Source organism: Serratia surfactantfaciens (genome assembly GCF_001642805.2).
GTDB lineage: Bacteria > Pseudomonadota > Gammaproteobacteria > Enterobacterales > Enterobacteriaceae > Serratia > Serratia surfactantfaciens.
In genome coordinates this window covers 1098223-1115091 of record NZ_CP016948.1, presented here as the reverse complement: position 1 = coordinate 1115091, position 16869 = coordinate 1098223, and the positions used below count along the sequence as shown (strand labels likewise).

General features: G+C 57.9%; 13 protein-coding genes. 5 read left to right on the top strand and 8 right to left on the bottom strand.

Translation table 11 applies throughout. The features are described 5' to 3' along the window. Window positions 1-123: 123 nt before the first annotated feature. From ihfB to ansB, 6 genes are all read right to left on the bottom strand, one after another. The gene (ihfB, locus tag ATE40_RS24015) at window positions 124-408 is read right to left on the bottom strand and encodes an integration host factor subunit beta (RefSeq protein WP_004928264.1); all 285 of its coding nucleotides are present in this window, start codon (window positions 406-408) and stop codon (window positions 124-126) included. A gap of 62 nt (window positions 409-470) precedes the next feature. Further along, window positions 471-2144 carry a 30S ribosomal protein S1 gene (rpsA, locus tag ATE40_RS05250; protein ID WP_004928267.1) on the bottom strand — a complete coding sequence of 558 codons (1674 nt, stop codon included), beginning with the start codon at window positions 2142-2144 and terminating at the stop codon, window positions 471-473. A gap of 184 nt (window positions 2145-2328) precedes the next feature. Beyond that, a complete protein-coding gene (cmk, locus tag ATE40_RS05245) occupies window positions 2329-3018 on the bottom strand; it encodes a (d)CMP kinase (protein WP_025159679.1) in 690 nt (229 codons plus the stop codon). A gap of 266 nt (window positions 3019-3284) precedes the next feature. Next, complete coding sequence (gene aroA, locus ATE40_RS05240; RefSeq protein WP_063919128.1) at window positions 3285-4571, bottom strand: 3-phosphoshikimate 1-carboxyvinyltransferase; 1287 nt, start codon at window positions 4569-4571, stop codon at window positions 3285-3287. 113 nt (window positions 4572-4684) lie between these two features. Then, window positions 4685-5770: a 3-phosphoserine/phosphohydroxythreonine transaminase gene (gene serC / locus ATE40_RS05235; RefSeq protein WP_063919127.1), complete on the bottom strand. Its 1086-nt coding sequence runs from the start codon at window positions 5768-5770 to the stop codon at window positions 4685-4687. Between the two features lie 302 nt (window positions 5771-6072). Then, window positions 6073-7119: an L-asparaginase 2 gene (ansB, locus tag ATE40_RS05230; RefSeq protein ID WP_063919126.1), complete on the bottom strand. Its 1047-nt coding sequence runs from the start codon at window positions 7117-7119 to the stop codon at window positions 6073-6075. A gap of 148 nt (window positions 7120-7267) precedes the next feature. Here ansB and ycaO point away from each other — a divergent pair, with 148 nt between their 5' ends. From ycaO to pflA, 4 genes are all read left to right on the top strand, one after another. Further along, on the top strand, window positions 7268-9031 hold the full coding sequence (ycaO, locus tag ATE40_RS05225) for a 30S ribosomal protein S12 methylthiotransferase accessory factor YcaO (protein WP_063919125.1): 1764 nt from the start codon (window positions 7268-7270) through the stop codon (window positions 9029-9031). Between the two features lie 457 nt (window positions 9032-9488). Beyond that, a complete protein-coding gene (gene focA, locus ATE40_RS05220; RefSeq protein ID WP_063919124.1) occupies window positions 9489-10349 on the top strand; it encodes a formate transporter FocA in 861 nt (286 codons plus the stop codon). A 54-nt stretch (window positions 10350-10403) separates the two neighbouring features. Then, entirely contained in the window at window positions 10404-12686 is a 2283-nt protein-coding gene (gene pflB / locus ATE40_RS05215) for a formate C-acetyltransferase (RefSeq protein WP_019454549.1), read from the top strand. 280 nt (window positions 12687-12966) lie between these two features. Continuing rightward, window positions 12967-13707 (top strand): pyruvate formate lyase 1-activating protein, encoded by a 741-nt coding sequence (gene pflA, locus ATE40_RS05210; RefSeq protein ID WP_063919123.1) that lies wholly within the window; start codon window positions 12967-12969, stop codon window positions 13705-13707. A gap of 49 nt (window positions 13708-13756) precedes the next feature. Here pflA and ATE40_RS05205 read toward each other — a convergent pair whose 3' ends face one another. After that, window positions 13757-14908 carry an MFS transporter gene (locus tag ATE40_RS05205; protein ID WP_025159681.1) on the bottom strand — a complete coding sequence of 384 codons (1152 nt, stop codon included), beginning with the start codon at window positions 14906-14908 and terminating at the stop codon, window positions 13757-13759. A 163-nt stretch (window positions 14909-15071) separates the two neighbouring features. On the opposite strand from ATE40_RS05205, the gene ATE40_RS05200 reads away from it, so the two are divergent. Next, window positions 15072-15437: a DUF1801 domain-containing protein gene (locus ATE40_RS05200; protein ID WP_063919122.1), complete on the top strand. Its 366-nt coding sequence runs from the start codon at window positions 15072-15074 to the stop codon at window positions 15435-15437. Between the two features lie 53 nt (window positions 15438-15490). Here the strand turns inward: ATE40_RS05200 and serS are convergent, their stop codons facing one another. After that, the gene (gene serS, locus ATE40_RS05195; RefSeq protein ID WP_019454553.1) at window positions 15491-16783 is read right to left on the bottom strand and encodes a serine--tRNA ligase; all 1293 of its coding nucleotides are present in this window, start codon (window positions 16781-16783) and stop codon (window positions 15491-15493) included. Window positions 16784-16869: the final 86 nt, after the last annotated feature.

Genomic DNA, 16869 nt, shown 5'->3' with positions numbered 1-16869 from the left:
GCACATGCGGCGCGGTACGCAATTCACGAGCGGAGCGCTGAGAACCACAGGCGAAAAAAAACGGCGCCTTAAAGGCACCGTTTTATATTCTTTACAAGCAACAACGCTATGAGCAGTCAGCGACTAACCATAGATATTGGCGCGGTCACGCAACTCTTTGCCTGGTTTGAAGTGAGGAACGTACTTGCCGTCCAGCTCGACTTTGTCACCGGTTTTCGGGTTACGACCTACACGCGGGGCACGGTAGTGAAGAGAAAAACTGCCGAATCCGCGGATCTCAATGCGTTCGCCCTCGGCCAGCGTAGCGGCCATGTGCTCAAGCATCTCTTTCACTGCATCCTCAACGGCCTTCGCCGGAATATGAGATTGCTGGCCAGCAAGTCTTTCAATAAGTTCAGACTTGGTCATAGTACCTCCAAGCTTTGCAGCTAAACTACCGTATCGGGGCGGCCAGAGACCGCCCCCCGTCATTACTCGCCTTTAGCCGCTTTGAAAGCTTCAGCCATTGCGTTAGAGAAGTTGCCTTCTTCCTGTTTGTTGTTAACAGTTGCGATGGCGTCTTTCTCGTCAGCTTCGTCCTTAGCACGTACGGACAGGCTTACAACGCGGTTCTTACGGTCAACGCCGGTGAATTTAGCTTCAACTTCGTCACCTACGTTCAGAACCAGAGTTGCATCTTCAATGCGGTCGCGAGAGGCTTCAGATGCACGCAGGTAACCTTCTACGCCGCCTGCCAATTCAACTGTAGCACCTTTGGCGTCAACTGCAGTGACTTTACCAGTAACAATAGCACCTTTCTTGTTCATAGACAGGTAGTTATTGAACGGGTCTTCAGCCAGTTGCTTCACGCCCAGGGAAATACGCTCGCGCTCTGCGTCAACTTGCAGAACAACCGCAGCGATTTCGTCGCCTTTCTTGTATTCACGTACTGCTTCTTCGCCTGCAACGTTCCAGGAGATGTCAGACAGGTGAACCAGGCCGTCGATGCCGCCGTCCAGGCCGATGAAGATACCGAAGTCAGTGATAGACTTGATTTTACCTTCAACGCGGTCGCCCTTGTTGTGGGTTTCTGCGAACTGCTGCCATGGGTTGGATTTGCACTGCTTCAGGCCCAGGGAGATACGACGACGTTCTTCATCGATGTCCAGAACCATCACTTCCACTACGTCGCCCACGTTAACAACTTTGGACGGATGGATGTTTTTGTTGGTCCAATCCATTTCAGAAACGTGTACCAGACCTTCAACGCCTTCTTCGATTTCTACGAAGCAGCCGTAATCAGTCAGGTTGGTTACACGACCAGTCAGCTTGGTGCCTTCTGGGTAACGTTTCGCGATAGCAACCCATGGATCTTCGCCCAGCTGTTTCAGGCCCAGGGATACACGAGTACGCTCGCGGTCGAACTTCAGCACTTTAACAGTGATTTCATCGCCAACGTTGACGATTTCGCTTGGGTGCTTAACGCGTTTCCAAGCCATGTCAGTGATGTGCAGCAGGCCGTCTACGCCGCCCAGATCAACGAATGCACCGTAGTCAGTGAGGTTCTTAACGATACCTTTAACTTCCATGCCTTCCTGCAGGTTTTCCAGCAGTTGATCGCGCTCAGCGCTGTTCTCGGATTCGATAACCGCACGGCGAGAAACGACAACGTTGTTGCGCTTCTGATCCAGCTTGATGACTTTGAACTCAAGCTCTTTGCCTTCCAGGTGCAGAGTGTCACGTACCGGACGCACGTCAACCAGGGAACCTGGCAGGAACGCGCGGATGCCGTTCAGCTCGACGGTGAAGCCACCCTTCACTTTGCCGTTGATAACACCGGTTACAGTCTCAGCTTCTTCGTAGGCTTTTTCCAGCGTGATCCAAGCTTCGTGACGCTTAGCTTTCTCACGGGACAGCAGGGTTTCACCGAAGCCGTCTTCAACAGCATCCAGAGCAACGTCAACTTCGTCACCAACCTGGATTTCCAGCTCGCCCTGGGCGTTTTTGAATTGCTCAGCCGGGATGGCAGACTCAGATTTCAGACCGGCGTCAACCAGTACGATATCTTTGTCGATAGCAACAACGACGCCACGAACGATGGAACCCGGGCGGGTTTCGATTTCTTTTAAGGATTCTTCAAAGAGTTGAGCGAAAGATTCAGTCATGTTGTTAATCTTCAGGGTTCTTTAGTTTAACGTCCATTTAGCATCCCGCCGAATGGGGTTGTTTCACATACCCCGCCATTGGCTCCATGCCGACAGGGTTTAAGGTTACAGGGGTAAAATTTTACCCGATATATTGCGATACCGCTATGACAAATATGACAAAAAGCCAATAGCGCCGCCGCGCTTATCGCTGCGGCAACGCCAACACTTTCTGTGCATACGTCAACGCCTGCCGGATTACTTCTTCGATCGACATGCTGGTAGAATCCAGCACGAGGGCGTCTGAAGCGGGCACCAGAGGCGCGATAGGCCGATTACGGTCACGGTCGTCCCGTTCCTTTATCTCGGCTAAAAGACGTTCAAAGTTAACATTAAAGCCCTTCTCCTGCAACTGCAGCATGCGGCGGTGCGCGCGCTCCTCCGAGCTGGCGTCGAGGAAAATCTTGACCGGCGCGTCCGGGAACACCACCGTGCCCATGTCGCGGCCATCGGCAATCAGGCCGGGCGCCTCGCGGAATGCACGCTGGCGGCGCAGCAGCGCCTCGCGCACGCGCGGAAACGCCGCCGCTTGCGACGCGGTGTTGCCGACGGTTTCGGTGCGGATCTCGTTGCTGACGTCCTCACCTTCCAAAATCACCTGCAGCTTGCCGTCCTGGGCAACGAAGCGAACATCGAGATGTGCGGCCAGCGGAACCAGCGCTTCCTCAGAAGTGATATCCACCTGATGATGCAACGCCGCCAGCGCCAGCACGCGATAGATCGCGCCGGAGTCCAGCAAACGCCAACCAAGGGACTCGGCCAACGCTTTACACAGCGTGCCTTTGCCTGCGCCACTTGGTCCATCAACGGTTATCACCGGGGCTGTAGCCGTCATTTCTCTCTCCTTCAGGTAGAAAACCTCACAGAGACACGGCGTGCTTCGGCTCAAGGCCCGCGCGCCGCACTCTCTGTCACCTGCCCAATCAGGGGCAAATACGGTGGCGTATTATACGCTGCCCTACGGCGATCTGTTACCCTGGAACTGTCCGGTTGTTGAAAATAAGCGCACAACCGCGAAAAAGTATAGAAGAAACGCCGGTCGCCAAAGGTTAAAAATGATAAAGGCCCGCAAAGGGGCCTTAAAATAAACGATTTGACGGGTTACGCCGGCTGGCTGATGCGCGCCAGCTGTTCGAAATAGTCAGGGAAGGTTTTCGCGGTGCATTTCGGATCGAGAATGGTGACCGGGGTATCCGACAGTGCCACCAGCGAGAAACACATCGCCATGCGGTGATCGTTGTAGGTGCCTATCTCGGCGAACTGCAGCTTGGCCGGCGGCACTACGTGAATGTAGTCTTCGCCTTCATCCACTTCCGCCCCGACCTTGCGCAGCTCGGTGGCCATCGCCGCCAGACGATCGGTCTCCTTCACCCGCCAGTTGTAGATATTGCGGATGGTGGTCGGCCCCTCGGCGAACAGCGCCGCGGTGGCGATGGTCATCGCCGCGTCCGGAATGTGGTTCATGTCCATGTCGATGCCGCGCAGTTCACCGCGGCTGCACTCGATGAAATCGTCGCCCCAGGTGATGCGCGCGCCCATTTTCTCCAGCACGTCGGCGAACTTGGTGTCGCCCTGCACGCTTTTGCGACCAATGCCGGTCACACGCACGGTGCCGCCCTTGATCGCCGCCGCCGCCAGGAAGTAAGAGGCGGAAGAGGCGTCGCCCTCAACCAGGTAATCGCCCGGCGCGATATACGTCTGGCGCCCCTGGATATGGAACACCCGATAGTTGTCGTGGCTGACCGCTACACCGAAGGTGCGCATCAGATGCAGCGTGATGTCGATGTACGGCTTGGAGACCAGCTCGCCCTTGATGTGGATCTGCGTATCCTGCGGCGCCAGCGGCGCGGTCATCAGCAACGCGGTCAGGAACTGGCTGGAGACGCTGCCGTCGACGGTGACGTCGCCGCCCTGGAAGCCGCCGCGCAGGCGAATCGGCGGGTAATCGGTCTGCTCGAGGTAGTCAATCTGCGCCCCGCCCTGGCGCAACGCATCCACCAGATGGCCGATCGGGCGCTCTTTCATGCGCGGTTCACCGGTCAACACCACGTCGCCTTCGCCGAGGCACAGCGCCGCCGCCAACGGGCGCATCGCGGTGCCGGCATTGCCGAGGAACAGTTCCAGCGGCCGTTCGGCCACCAACGGGCCGGCCACGCCGGTCACTTCGCACACGGTGCGGTCAGCGGAAAGCTGATAGCTCACGCCCAACGCCTGCAGCGCGTTCAGCATATGACGCACGTCGTCGCTGTCCAGCAGGTTGGTCAGCCGGGTCGTTCCTTTCGCCAGCGCAGCCAGCAGCAGAGCGCGGTTAGAAACGCTCTTGGAGCCGGGTAAGTTGACGGTGCCATTGACCAGGGCAACCGGTTGTAACGTCAGGGAATCCACCATGTGAACAAAACTCTCCAATTCTGATAAACGAAACGGCTCCGGGATAATGCCGGAGCCGCTTTAATGCAAAAGGACAACAGCCTGAGCAGCCCGCACCTGGCGAGCTGCCGGGATCAACCGTGACGACGTTCGAAGTCGGCCATAAAGTCGGTCAGCGCCTGCACGCCGGCCAGCGGCATGGCATTGTAAATAGAAGCGCGCATGCCGCCAACCACCCGATGGCCTTTCAGCGCCTGCAGGCCGATGGCTTCGGCTTCGCTGAGGAACACTTTGTCAAGCGCAGCATCGGCCAGCTGGAACGGCACGTTCATCCACGAACGGTTGGCGATCGCCACCTGGCTGCGGTAGAAGTCGGATTTATCGATGGTCGCATACAGCAGCTCGGCCTTGGCCTGATTGCGTTTCTGCATCTCCACCAGGCCGCCCTGCTCTTTCAACCATTTGAACACCAGCCCGGACAGATACCAGGCGAAGGTCGGCGGCGTGTTGAACATCGAATCGTTCTCGGCCAACACGGTGTAATCGAGGATTGACGGCACTTCTTTGCGCGCCTTGCCCAGCAGATCGTCGCGCACGATTACCAGCGTCAGGCCGGCAGGGCCGATATTTTTCTGCGCGCCGGCGTAAATCACGCCGAAACGGCTGACGTCGAGCGGGCGGGACAGGATGGTCGAGGAGTAATCGCCAATCACCACTTTGTCGCCGAAGTCCGGCGTTTCATCGATGGCCACGCCGTCGATGGTCTCATTCGGGCAATAGTGCACATAGGCGGCGTCGGCGCTGAGCTGCCACTCTTTCATCGGCTTGATGCCGCTCAGGCCGTCGATGCGGGTTTTCACGTCGATGACGTTCGGGGTGCAATACTTTTCCGCTTCCTTGATGGCGCTATGCGCCCAATAGCCGCCGTCGATATAGTCGGCGGTGGTCTTGTCGCCCAACAGGTTCAGCGGCAGCGCGGCGAATTGACCGCGGGCGCCGCCGTGGCAAAACAGCACTTTATAGTTGGAGGGGATTTTCAGCAGATCGCGCAGATCCTGTTCCGCCTGCTCGGCAACGGCGATGAATTCTTTGCTGCGGTGACTGATCTCCATCACTGACGTTCCCAGACCGTGCCAGTTGCACAGTTCCTGTTCCGCACGACGCAACACTTCCACCGGCAGCATCGCCGGGCCAGAGCTAAAATTATAAACCTGAGTCATTTCCCCTCACCACATTCACTGTTCGCCGCAGAAAAGCGACCTGTCGAAAAGACGCCCGAAGTTAACGCTCGCGTTAACCAACCCTTCGGTTTTATCACTCACGCCCCATGGCTGCAACGCTTATTCGCCCGTCGGCGGCAAACGGCCGCACCGGGTGATGACAGGCTCTGCGGCCGTCGCGATTGTTTGGACGATAAAACCCTGCGACATGGGGAAATTCAGCGGGTTAACGCGGTGTTTTATGCTGTATTCAGCCGAGATGGCTGCGGGAGCCCGGCCGGCGCCCGCAGGAGAGAAAACGATCAGTACTGATTGAACATTTGCTGGATCTGCTTCGCGTCTTTGGTTTGCGTCAACGCCAGCTGCAGCAGAATGCGCGCTTTTTGCGGATTCAGCGTGCCGGCCGCGACGAAGCCGTACTTGGCGTCGTCCACTTCCGCGTCCTCGGTGGTGGCGCCGGTCGGCACGCGCGAAGAACGCACCACCGCCACGCCGTTGTGCGCCGCCGTCGCCAGGGTGTCGAACACCGTTTTATACAGGTTGCCGTTGCCGACCCCCGCGCTGACGATGCCCTGGTAGCCTTCGGCGATCAGCGCCTTGGCCGGCGCATCGGAAGCGTTGGCGTAGTTGTAGACGATGCCGACCTTCGGCAGTTCGTTCAGCTTGCTGACGTCGAACGGCGTATCGCGGGTGTGTTTGCGCTGCGGCGAGCGCTGGTAATCGACCTTGCCGTTGTGGATATACCCCAGCGGGCCGAAGTTCGGCGACTGGAAGGTCTGCACCGCGGTGGTGTTGGTTTTGGTGACGTCGCGTGCGTCCAGCACGCTGTCGTTCATCGCCACCAGCACCCCGCGATTGGCCGATTGCGGATCCGCCGCCGTCACCACCGCGTTATACAGGTTGAATGGACCATCGGCGCTCATCGCCGTCGCCGGCCGCATCGCCCCGACCAGCACCACCGGCTTGTCGCACTTCACCGTCAGGTCGAGAAAATAGGCCGTCTCTTCCAGCGTATCGGTGCCGTGGGTGATGACAAAGCCATCGGTTTTGCCGCAGTCGGCGTCGATCTTCTTCGCCAGCGTCAGCCAGACCTGATCGTTCATGTCCTGCGAGCCGATGTTCACCACCTGCTCCCCCTGCACGTTGGCGATGTCCTTCAGCGCCGGGACCGCATCGACCAGTGCCTCGACACCCAATTTGCCCGAAGTATAGTTGGACTTGGTCGCCGAGTCGCCGCCGCCGGCGATGGTGCCGCCGGTCGCCAGCAGGGTGATGTTGGGCAGCGCCAGCGCCGAGGCGCTGACGCCGGTCAACAAGAGGGTTAACACGCTGAGTTTCACTGATTTCATTAGATTTCTCCTTGACAGATAACTCGCTGAATTATGGCCTTTATCCTTAAAAAAACTGTGACTTTGCCGCCGCTTTAGGAATACGTGGAGCTCCGGCGTAAAACCCCGTATCATTGCGCGTTTTTAGTACGCGCAAAAAGTGAAGACAATGACGCAAACTTTTATCCCCGGTAAAGACGCCGCCCTGGAAGACTCCATCGCCCGTTTCCAGCAGAAACTGAGCGATCTCGGTTTCAACATCGAAGAAGCCTCCTGGCTGAACCCGGTGCCGCACGTATGGTCGGTGCACATTCGCGATCGCGATTGCCCGCTGTGCTTCACCAACGGCAAAGGCGCCAGCAAAAAAGCCGCGCTGGCCTCGGCGCTGGGTGAATATTTCGAGCGCCTTTCCACCAACTACTTCTTCGCCGATTTCTACCTGGGCCGGCAGATCGCCGAAGGCGACTTCGTGCACTATCCGAATGAGAAATGGTTCCCGATCCCGGCAGACGATACGCTGCCGGCCGGCCTGCTCGACGAGCGTCTGCACGCCTTCTATGATCCGCAGCAAGAGCTGAGCGCCAGCGATCTTGTCGATCTGCAATCCGGCAATGCCGATCGCGGCGTGTGTGCGCTGCCGTTTACCCGTCAGTCTGACCAGCAAACCGTGTATATCCCGATGAACATCATCGGCAACCTGTATGTGTCCAACGGCATGTCCGCCGGCAACACCGCTAATGAAGCGCGCGTGCAGGGTCTGTCGGAAGTGTTCGAGCGCTATGTGAAAAACCGCATCATCGCCGAATCCATCAGCCTGCCGGCGATCCCGGACGAGGTGTTGAACCGCTACCCGGGCGTGGTGGAAGCCATCGCCAAGCTGGAAGAGGAAGGTTTCCCGATCCTCTCCTACGACGCGTCGCTGGGCGGCAACTACCCGGTGATCTGCGTGGTGCTGTTCAACCCGACTAACGGCACCTGCTTCGCCTCGTTCGGCGCGCACCCGGACTTCGGCGTAGCGCTGGAGCGCACGGTGACCGAACTGCTGCAGGGCCGCAGCCTGAAAGATCTCGACGTGTTCACCGCGCCAACCTTCGATGACGAAGAAGTGGCGGAGCACACCAACCTGGAAACGCACTTCATCGATTCCAGCGGCCTGATCTCCTGGGATCTGTTCAAGCAGGACGCGGATTATCCGTTCGTTGACTGGAGCTTCAGCGGCAGCACGCAGGAAGAGTTCGCCACCCTGATGAGCATCTTCGACAAAGAAGACGCGGAAGTGTACATCGCCGACTACGAGCATCTGGGCGTCTACGCTTGCCGCATCATCGTACCGGGCATGTCCGACATTTATCCGGCGGAAGACCTGCTGCTGGCCAACAACAGCATGGGCGCGCACCTGCGCGACACCCTGCTGGCGTTGCCGGGCAGCGAGTGGGAACCGGAAGAATACCTGGCGCTGATCGAACAGCTGGACGACGAAGGGTTGGACGATTTCACCCGCGTGCGCGAACTGCTGGGTATTGCCAGCGGCAAAGACAACGCCTGGCATACCCTGCGCATCGGCGAGCTGAAGTCGATGCTGGCGCTGGCGGGCGGCGATCTGGATCAGGCGCTGATCTGGACCGAATGGACGCAGGACTTCAACGCCTCGGTGCTGAGCCCGGCGCGCAGCAACTACTACCGCTGCCTGCAAACGCTGCTGCTGCTGGCGCAGGAGCCTGAGCGCGAAGCGGCGCAGTACTATACCGCGTTCGTGAAGATGTACGGCCAGGAAGCGGTTGACGCAGCCTCCGCCGCCATCAGCGGTGAAGAGCGCTTCAACGGGCTGTTCGCCGTCGATGCCGATCTGAAAGCGTTGCCGGCCCACCAGGCGCTGCTGGCGGCCTACGAGAAGCTGCAAGCGGCCAAACGTCGCCACTGGGCCAAGGCCTAATGCCATCGGGGGCTGCCACTTTGGGAGTACCCCTGTTGCTGAACGCCGCACTCCGTTGCGGCGTTTTTATTTTTGCGCGTTATTTCAACGTATTCTGACTTATTTTCCAGCTGGGAAGCAGGCGGTTAAACGGCCATAAAAAGAAATAAACCGGCGATTGTTGCCGGACGGTGAAATAATAATTAACCGATAATTAAACTTTCAGCGACGAACAGCGACAAAACGTCTAAAAATTTAACTTTAGCGCCTGCGGCCCACCCTGCTTATTCAAAAAAATTTGCAAACATTAAAAAATTGTTTTTTCTTAAAAATCAATTAATTAACCACAAAAACCACACAAAAAACACGTCATTTTGCCGCTCTACTTCCCCGCCTTATGATCCAAATCAAATTTTCCCCTATACTGCTTTGCTAGTATCTCATTGCGTTGTTTTAACCCTTAAGAGCGAGAGTTAGTTTGAAAACTGACAGCCCCTTCGATCTGATTTTACCTGCGGCAACGGCGAAAATCGCTGAGGATGCCGGCGTGTATAAAGCCACCAAACATCCGCTGAAAACGTTTTATTTGGCGATCACCGCTGGTGTCTTCATTTCCATCGCCTTCGTCTTCTACATCACGGCGACTACCGGCACCGCCGGCGTGCCTTTCGGGCTGGCGAAACTGGTCGGCGGCATCTGCTTCTCTCTCGGGTTAATGCTGGTGGTGGTGTCGGGCGCCGACCTGTTCACCTCTACCGTACTTATCGTCATCGCCAAGGCCAGCGGCCGCATCAGCTGGGGCCAGCTGGGCACCAACTGGCTGAACGTTTATCTCGGCAACCTGGTCGGCGCGCTGTTCTTCGTGGCGCTGATTTGGTTCTCCGGCGAGTATATGGTCGCCAACGGCCAGTGGGGCCTGAATGTCCTGCAAACCGCAGACCATAAGCTGCATCACACCTTCATCGAAGCCGTATGCCTCGGCATTCTGGCCAACCTGATGGTCTGCCTGGCGGTCTGGATGAGCTACTCCGGCCGCACCCTGACCGACAAGATGCTCGCCATGGTGCTGCCGGTCGGTATGTTTGTCGCCAGCGGCTTCGAACACAGCATCGCCAACATGTTTATGATCCCTATGGGCATCGTGGTCAAACACTTCGCCACGCCAGAATTCTGGCAAGCCGTAGGGGCGGTACCTGAGCAATTCGCTCATCTGACAGTAAGCAACTTCATCATCGACAACCTGATTCCGGTCACCATCGGTAACATCATCGGCGGCGGTCTGCTGGTTGGGTTGACTTACTGGGTAATTTATCTGCGCGGGGGCCGCGAGCAGCACTAAGCTGTGAGTTACCGCGCGCAGAGTTAGAAATCCACAATCAAAGGTAGGTGTACAATGACCGAACTTAACGAGAAATTAGCCAACGCTTGGGAAGGTTTCAGCAAGGGTGACTGGCAGAATGAAGTCAACGTTCGTGACTTCATCCAGAAAAACTACACGCCTTATGAGGGTGACGAATCCTTCCTGGCTGGCGCTACTCAAGCCACCACCACCTTGTGGGACAAGGTTATGGAAGGGATCAAACTGGAAAACCGCACTCACGCGCCGGTTGATTTCGACACCAACGTTGCTTCAACCATCGTTTCTCACGACGCGGGTTACATCGCCAAAGAGCTGGAAACCATCGTGGGTCTGCAGACCGACGCCCCTCTGAAACGCGCGCTGATCCCGTTCGGCGGTATCAAAATGGTCGAAGGTTCGTGCAAAGTGTACGGCCGCGAACTGGATCCGCAGCTGAAAAAAGTGTTCACCGAATACCGCAAAACCCACAACCAGGGCGTATTCGACGTTTACACCAAAGACATCCTGAACTGCCGTAAATCCGGCGTGCTGACCGGTCTGCCAGACGCCTACGGCCGCGGCCGCATCATCGGCGACTACCGCCGCGTGGCGCTGTACGGTATCGACTTCCTGATGGCCGACAAGCTGAACCAGTTCAAATCGCTGCAGGAAAAACTGGAAAACGGCGAAGACCTGGAAATGACCATCCAGCTGCGCGAAGAGATCGCTGAACAGCATCGCGCTCTGGCTCAAATCAAAGAGATGGCCGCCAAATACGGTTACGACATCTCCGGCCCGGCCACCAGCGCGCAAGAAGCGGTGCAGTGGACCTACTTCGGCTACCTGGCCGCAGTGAAATCCCAGAACGGCGCTGCCATGTCCTTCGGCCGCGTGTCCACCTTCCTCGACGTGTTCATCGAGCGCGACATCAAGGCGGGCAAACTGACCGAAGAACAAGCGCAGGAACTGATCGACCACCTGGTGATGAAACTGCGTATGGTGCGCTTCCTGCGTACCCCTGAGTACGATGAGCTATTCTCCGGCGACCCAATCTGGGCGACTGAGTCCCTGGCCGGTATGGGCGTCGACGGCCGTACCCTGGTCACCAAAAACAGCTTCCGTTTCCTGAACACCCTGTACACCATGGGGCCGTCTCCGGAACCGAACATGACCATCCTGTGGTCTGAGAAGCTGCCGCTGAACTTCAAGAAATTCGCGGCGAAAGTGTCCATCGACACCTCTTCCGTACAGTACGAAAACGACGACTTGATGCGCCCTGACTTCAACAACGATGACTACGCCATCGCTTGCTGCGTCAGCCCGATGATCGTCGGCAAACAAATGCAGTTCTTCGGCGCCCGCGCCAACCTGGCGAAAACCATGCTGTACGCCATCAACGGCGGCGTTGACGAAAAACTGAAAATGCAGGTCGGCCCGAAAGAAGCGCCAATGATGGACGAAGTGCTGGACTATGACAAAGTCATGGCCCGCATGGACCACTTTATGGATTGGCTGGCCAAGCAGTATGTGACCGCGCTGAACATCATTCACTACATGCACGACAAGTACAGCTACGAAGCTGCGCTGATGGCGCTGCATGACCGTGACGTTTATCGCACCATGGCTTGCGGCATCGCCGGTCTGTCCGTTGCGGCCGACTCCCTGTCCGCCATCAAGTACGCGAAAGTCACCACCATTCGCGACGAAGACGGCCTGGCTATCGACTTCAAAGTGGAAGGCGAGTATCCGCAGTTCGGTAACAACGACGCCCGCGTCGATGACATCGCCTGCGACCTGGTTGAGCGTTTCATGAAGAAAATTCAGAAACTGCGCACCTACCGCCACGCGGTACCGACTCAGTCCGTACTGACCATCACCTCCAACGTGGTATACGGTAAGAAAACCGGTAACACCCCGGATGGCCGCCGCGCTGGCGCACCATTCGGCCCAGGTGCCAACCCGATGCACGGCCGCGACCAGAAAGGCGCAGTAGCCTCCCTGACCTCGGTAGCCAAACTGCCGTTTGCCTACGCGAAAGACGGGATCTCCTACACCTTCTCCATCGTGCCTAACGCGCTGGGTAAAGACGACGACGTGCGTAAAGCCAACCTGGCTGGCCTGATGGATGGTTACTTCCACCATGAAGCCTCCATCGAAGGCGGCCAGCACCTGAACGTCAACGTGATGAACCGCGAAATGCTGCTGGATGCGATGGAAAACCCTGAGAAATACCCTCAGCTGACCATCCGCGTCTCCGGTTACGCCGTGCGCTTCAACTCGCTGACCAAAGAGCAACAGCAGGACGTCATTACTCGTACCTTCACTCAAACGATGTAATGCGCCAGCCGGGCGGGAAACCGCCCGGTAGCAACGTCGGGCCGGTTCTTCCGGCCCTTTTCTCCCACCGCTCTCCCCTGACTCTGTGCGAGTCTGTTTTGCCGGACATCTATACTGAATGGATAGCCGGCAAAACAGTTATCCGGCAACTGACCGGCCGACAGGCATCATTACCCCCGGTGGCGGGCTCATCCCGCCGCTGCATCGCAGATACCTGGCCGGCGGCCACGCGCCTATTTTTAGACTGCGTTTGACAGTCAATATTGGAGAAAACCCCGCAATGTCAGTAACTGGTCGCATCCACTCCTTCGAATCCTGCGGCACCGTCGATGGGCCCGGGATCCGCTTTATCGTCTTCTTCCAGGGCTGCCTGATGCGCTGCCTCTATTGCCATAACCGCGATACCTGGGACACCCACGGCGGCAAAGAAGTGACCGTCGAAGAGCTGATGAAAGACGCGGTGGCCTATCGCCACTTCATGAATGCCTCCGGCGGCGGCGTGACCGCATCCGGCGGCGAAGCGATTCTGCAGGCTGAATTCGTGCGCGACTGGTTCCGCGCCTGCCATGCCGAAGGCATCAATACCTGCCTGGATACCAACGGTTTCGTGCGCCGCTACGATCCGGTGATCGACGAGCTGCTGGATACCACCGATCTGGTGATGCTGGACCTGAAACAGATGAACGACGAGATCCACCAGAACCTGGTTGGCGTCTCCAATCACCGCACGCTGGAATTCGCCCGCTACCTGGCGAAACGCAACCAGCGCACCTGGATCCGCTACGTGGTGGTGCCGGGTTGGTCAGACGACGATAAGTCGGCGCATCTGCTGGGCGAGTTCACCAAGGACATGGCCAACATCGAGAAAATCGAGCTGCTGCCCTACCACGAGCTGGGCAAGCACAAATGGGTGGCGATGGGGGAAGAGTACAAGCTGGACGGCGTGCATCCGCCAAAAGCCGAGACCATGGATCGCGTCAAAGGCATCCTGGAAAGCTACGGCCACAAAGTGATCTACTGATTGGCGCACGCCACAAGAAAAAACCGGCTCATGGCCGGTTTTTTTATGCTCAGGCGGCGGCGAACGGCGTGTGGTGGTGATCCGGTTTCTGCTTTTTCAGCAGCATCAGCAGATAAACCAGCGCCACGGCGGCAATCATCACGAACAGCACGCGGTCGGAGTAGTTTTGCATCAGCAGCGCCGTCATCGATGGGCCCAGCAGGCTGCCGATGGTGTAGCTCATCAACAGCGCCTGGTTCATCGCCACCAGCTCGTGTGGCATCGCCTTCTCACAGGCCCAGGACATCGCTACCGGATACAGGGTAAAGCCGGCGCAACCGAGGATGAACAGCGAAGGCGCCATGGCATAGTTGCCGAGCATCGCCACGCTGGCGAGGATCACCACGAACACCTGAATGCGCAGCACCAGCAGACGCCCGTAACGATCGGCCAGGCGTCCAACCGGCCATTGGCCGACGATGCCGGAGCTGACCAGCAGCGCCATCCAGTAACCGACGTTGGCGTCGCTCATGCCCTGATGAGAGAGGTACAGTGGCATCAGGCCGTACAGCGAACCGAGCACAATGCCGGAGATGATGCAGCCGTTGATGCCAAGGCGCGCGCTACGGCGTCTCAGCATCGACCACACCGCCGCCTGCTGCGGCTCATCTTCATGACGGTTGACCCGCGCGAACAGCATCGGCAGCATGGCGCTGATCACAATGGCGGTCACCCACGGCACCACGTGCAGCAATTCGGTCGAGGTCATGCTCAACAGCAATTGGCCGGTCACCGTTCCGAGGTAATAGACGATCATATAGGCCGCCAGCAGCTGGCCGCGGTTGCTCAGGTTGCCGCTGCGCAACAGCGCGCTCTCTACGATCACCCAAATCCAGGCGCAGCCGACGCCGGCGAAGAAGCGCCAACCCAGCCAACTCCAGAAATCGATCGACAGCACCATACCGGCGGTCGCGGCGGCGAATACCAGACAAGAAAGGTGATAGCTGCGGGTGAAGCCGACGCGTTGGATCAGTTTGCCCGCCACCAGCGTGCCCAACAGGTTGCCGCTGAAATAAGAAGAGCTGACCATTCCCACTTGCCAGGTCGACAACTGAGCATGGGTTAACCAAAGGGGCACGAGCGTATTCAAAACGGCAATGGATACCGTGAGCAGCAAGAGGCCGCAGAGCAATAACAGCACCGGGCGGGAGTATGCGGACATAGTGAAATTGTGACCGAACGCGCAATGAGAGTGCGCGCATCATGCCACTGGCGATAAAAAAGTCAATCGCCTCTTATCATTCCACCGCACGATTTGTTTCCGGTTAACCGACTGAAAAAGCGCTATGCTCAGCGCAGTGCGTATTTGACGATAAGGAAACAGGATGAGTCAGGCAAATGATGCGGCGGTCGCAGCCCTGCTGGCGGACATCGGCAGCACGCACGGCGAGCTGCTGGAGATAGTGCAACAGGTTCGCCGGGCCGCTGCCGCGAGCGGCGATGGCGTCACCGAATCGGTCAAATACGGTGGCATCATGTTCTCGCATCGCCAATTTTTCTGCGGCGTTTTCGCCTATCGCAACCACGTTACGGTGGAATTCGGCCACGGCTACCGATTGACAGATCGCCATCACCAACTTGAAGGCAGCGGTCAGTATCGGCGGCACATCAAGCTCCACTCACCCACCGAGGTGAAAAGCAAACATCTGGCCGACTACATTAAACAGGCTTACGCGCTGGCGGCAGACTGAATTCTCGACATAAAAAAAGCGCCCGCAGGCGCTTTTTTCTAGTGATTGGCTGTTCAGCCGATATATTCCAGGCCACCCATATAAGGGCGCAGCACTTCAGGCACCTGAATACGGCCGTCGGCCTGCTGGTAGTTCTCCAGCACCGCCACCAGGGTACGGCCAACCGCCAGGCCGGAACCGTTCAGCGTGTGGACCAGACGCGGTTTCTTGTCGGCTTTGCTGCGGCAGCGCGCCTGCATGCGACGCGCCTGGAAGTCCCACATGTTGGAGCAGGACGAGATCTCGCGGTAGGTATCCTGCGCCGGCAGCCACACTTCCAGATCGTAGGTCTTGCACGCGCCGAAGCCCATGTCGCCGGTGCACAGCAGCACCTTACGATAAGGCAGGTTCAGCAGTTGCAGCACTTTTTCCGCGTGGCCGGTCAGCTCTTCCAGGGCGTCCATCGAATCTTCCGGACGAACGATCTGCACCATCTCGACCTTGTCGAACTGGTGCATGCGGATCAAACCGCGGGTGTCGCGGCCGTAAGAACCGGCTTCTGCACGGAAGCATGGCGTGTGCGCGGTCATCTTCAGCGGCAGAGACTCCTCTTCCACGATCTCGTCGCGCACCAGGTTGGTCAGCGGCACTTCCGCCGTTGGGATCAGCGCGTAGTTGCTGCTGTCGGCTTCTTCTTCCAGCGGACGGGTATGGAACAGATCTTCGCCGAACTTCGGCAGCTGGCCGGTGCCGTACAGCGTGGCGTGGTTAACCAGGTAAGGCACGTAGGCCTCCAGGTAGCCGTGCTGCTCGGTGTGCAGATCCAGCATGAACTGGGACAGCGCACGGTGCATGCGGGCGATTTGCCCCTTCATTACCACGAAGCGCGAACCGGTGAGCTTGACCGCGGCGGCAAAATCCAGCCCGCCGGCCATTTCGCCCAGGTCGACGTGATCGCGCACCGCGAAGTCGTACTGGCGCGGTTCACCCCAGCGGGTGACCTCCAGGTTTTCGCTGTCGTCTTTACCATCCGGCACGGCGTCGTCCGGCAGGTTAGGCAACGTCAGGGCGTAATCGCGGATCTCGCTTTGCAGCGCATCCAGCTCCGCCTTGGCGGCATCCAGCTTGTCACCCAGCTCGTTCACTTCGCGACGCAGCGGCTCGATGTCTTCCCCACGCGCTTTGGCCGCGCCGATGGATTTCGATCGGGAGTTGCGTTCCGCTTGCAGCGTTTCAGTTTCTACCTGCAGAACTTTGCGGCGTTCTTCCTGCGAACGCAGCAGATCCAGATCGAGTTTAAAGCCTCGGCGAGCCAGTTTGACGGCGACTGCGTCTAGCTCATTACGCAGCAGATTGGGATCGAGCATGCTAATCCTGTGCTTGTTGTTATTGAAAGAAGTGTTGTTGTTCTATGCGGCTGATTTATAGCCGCATAAAAGAAGAGTGATACCCG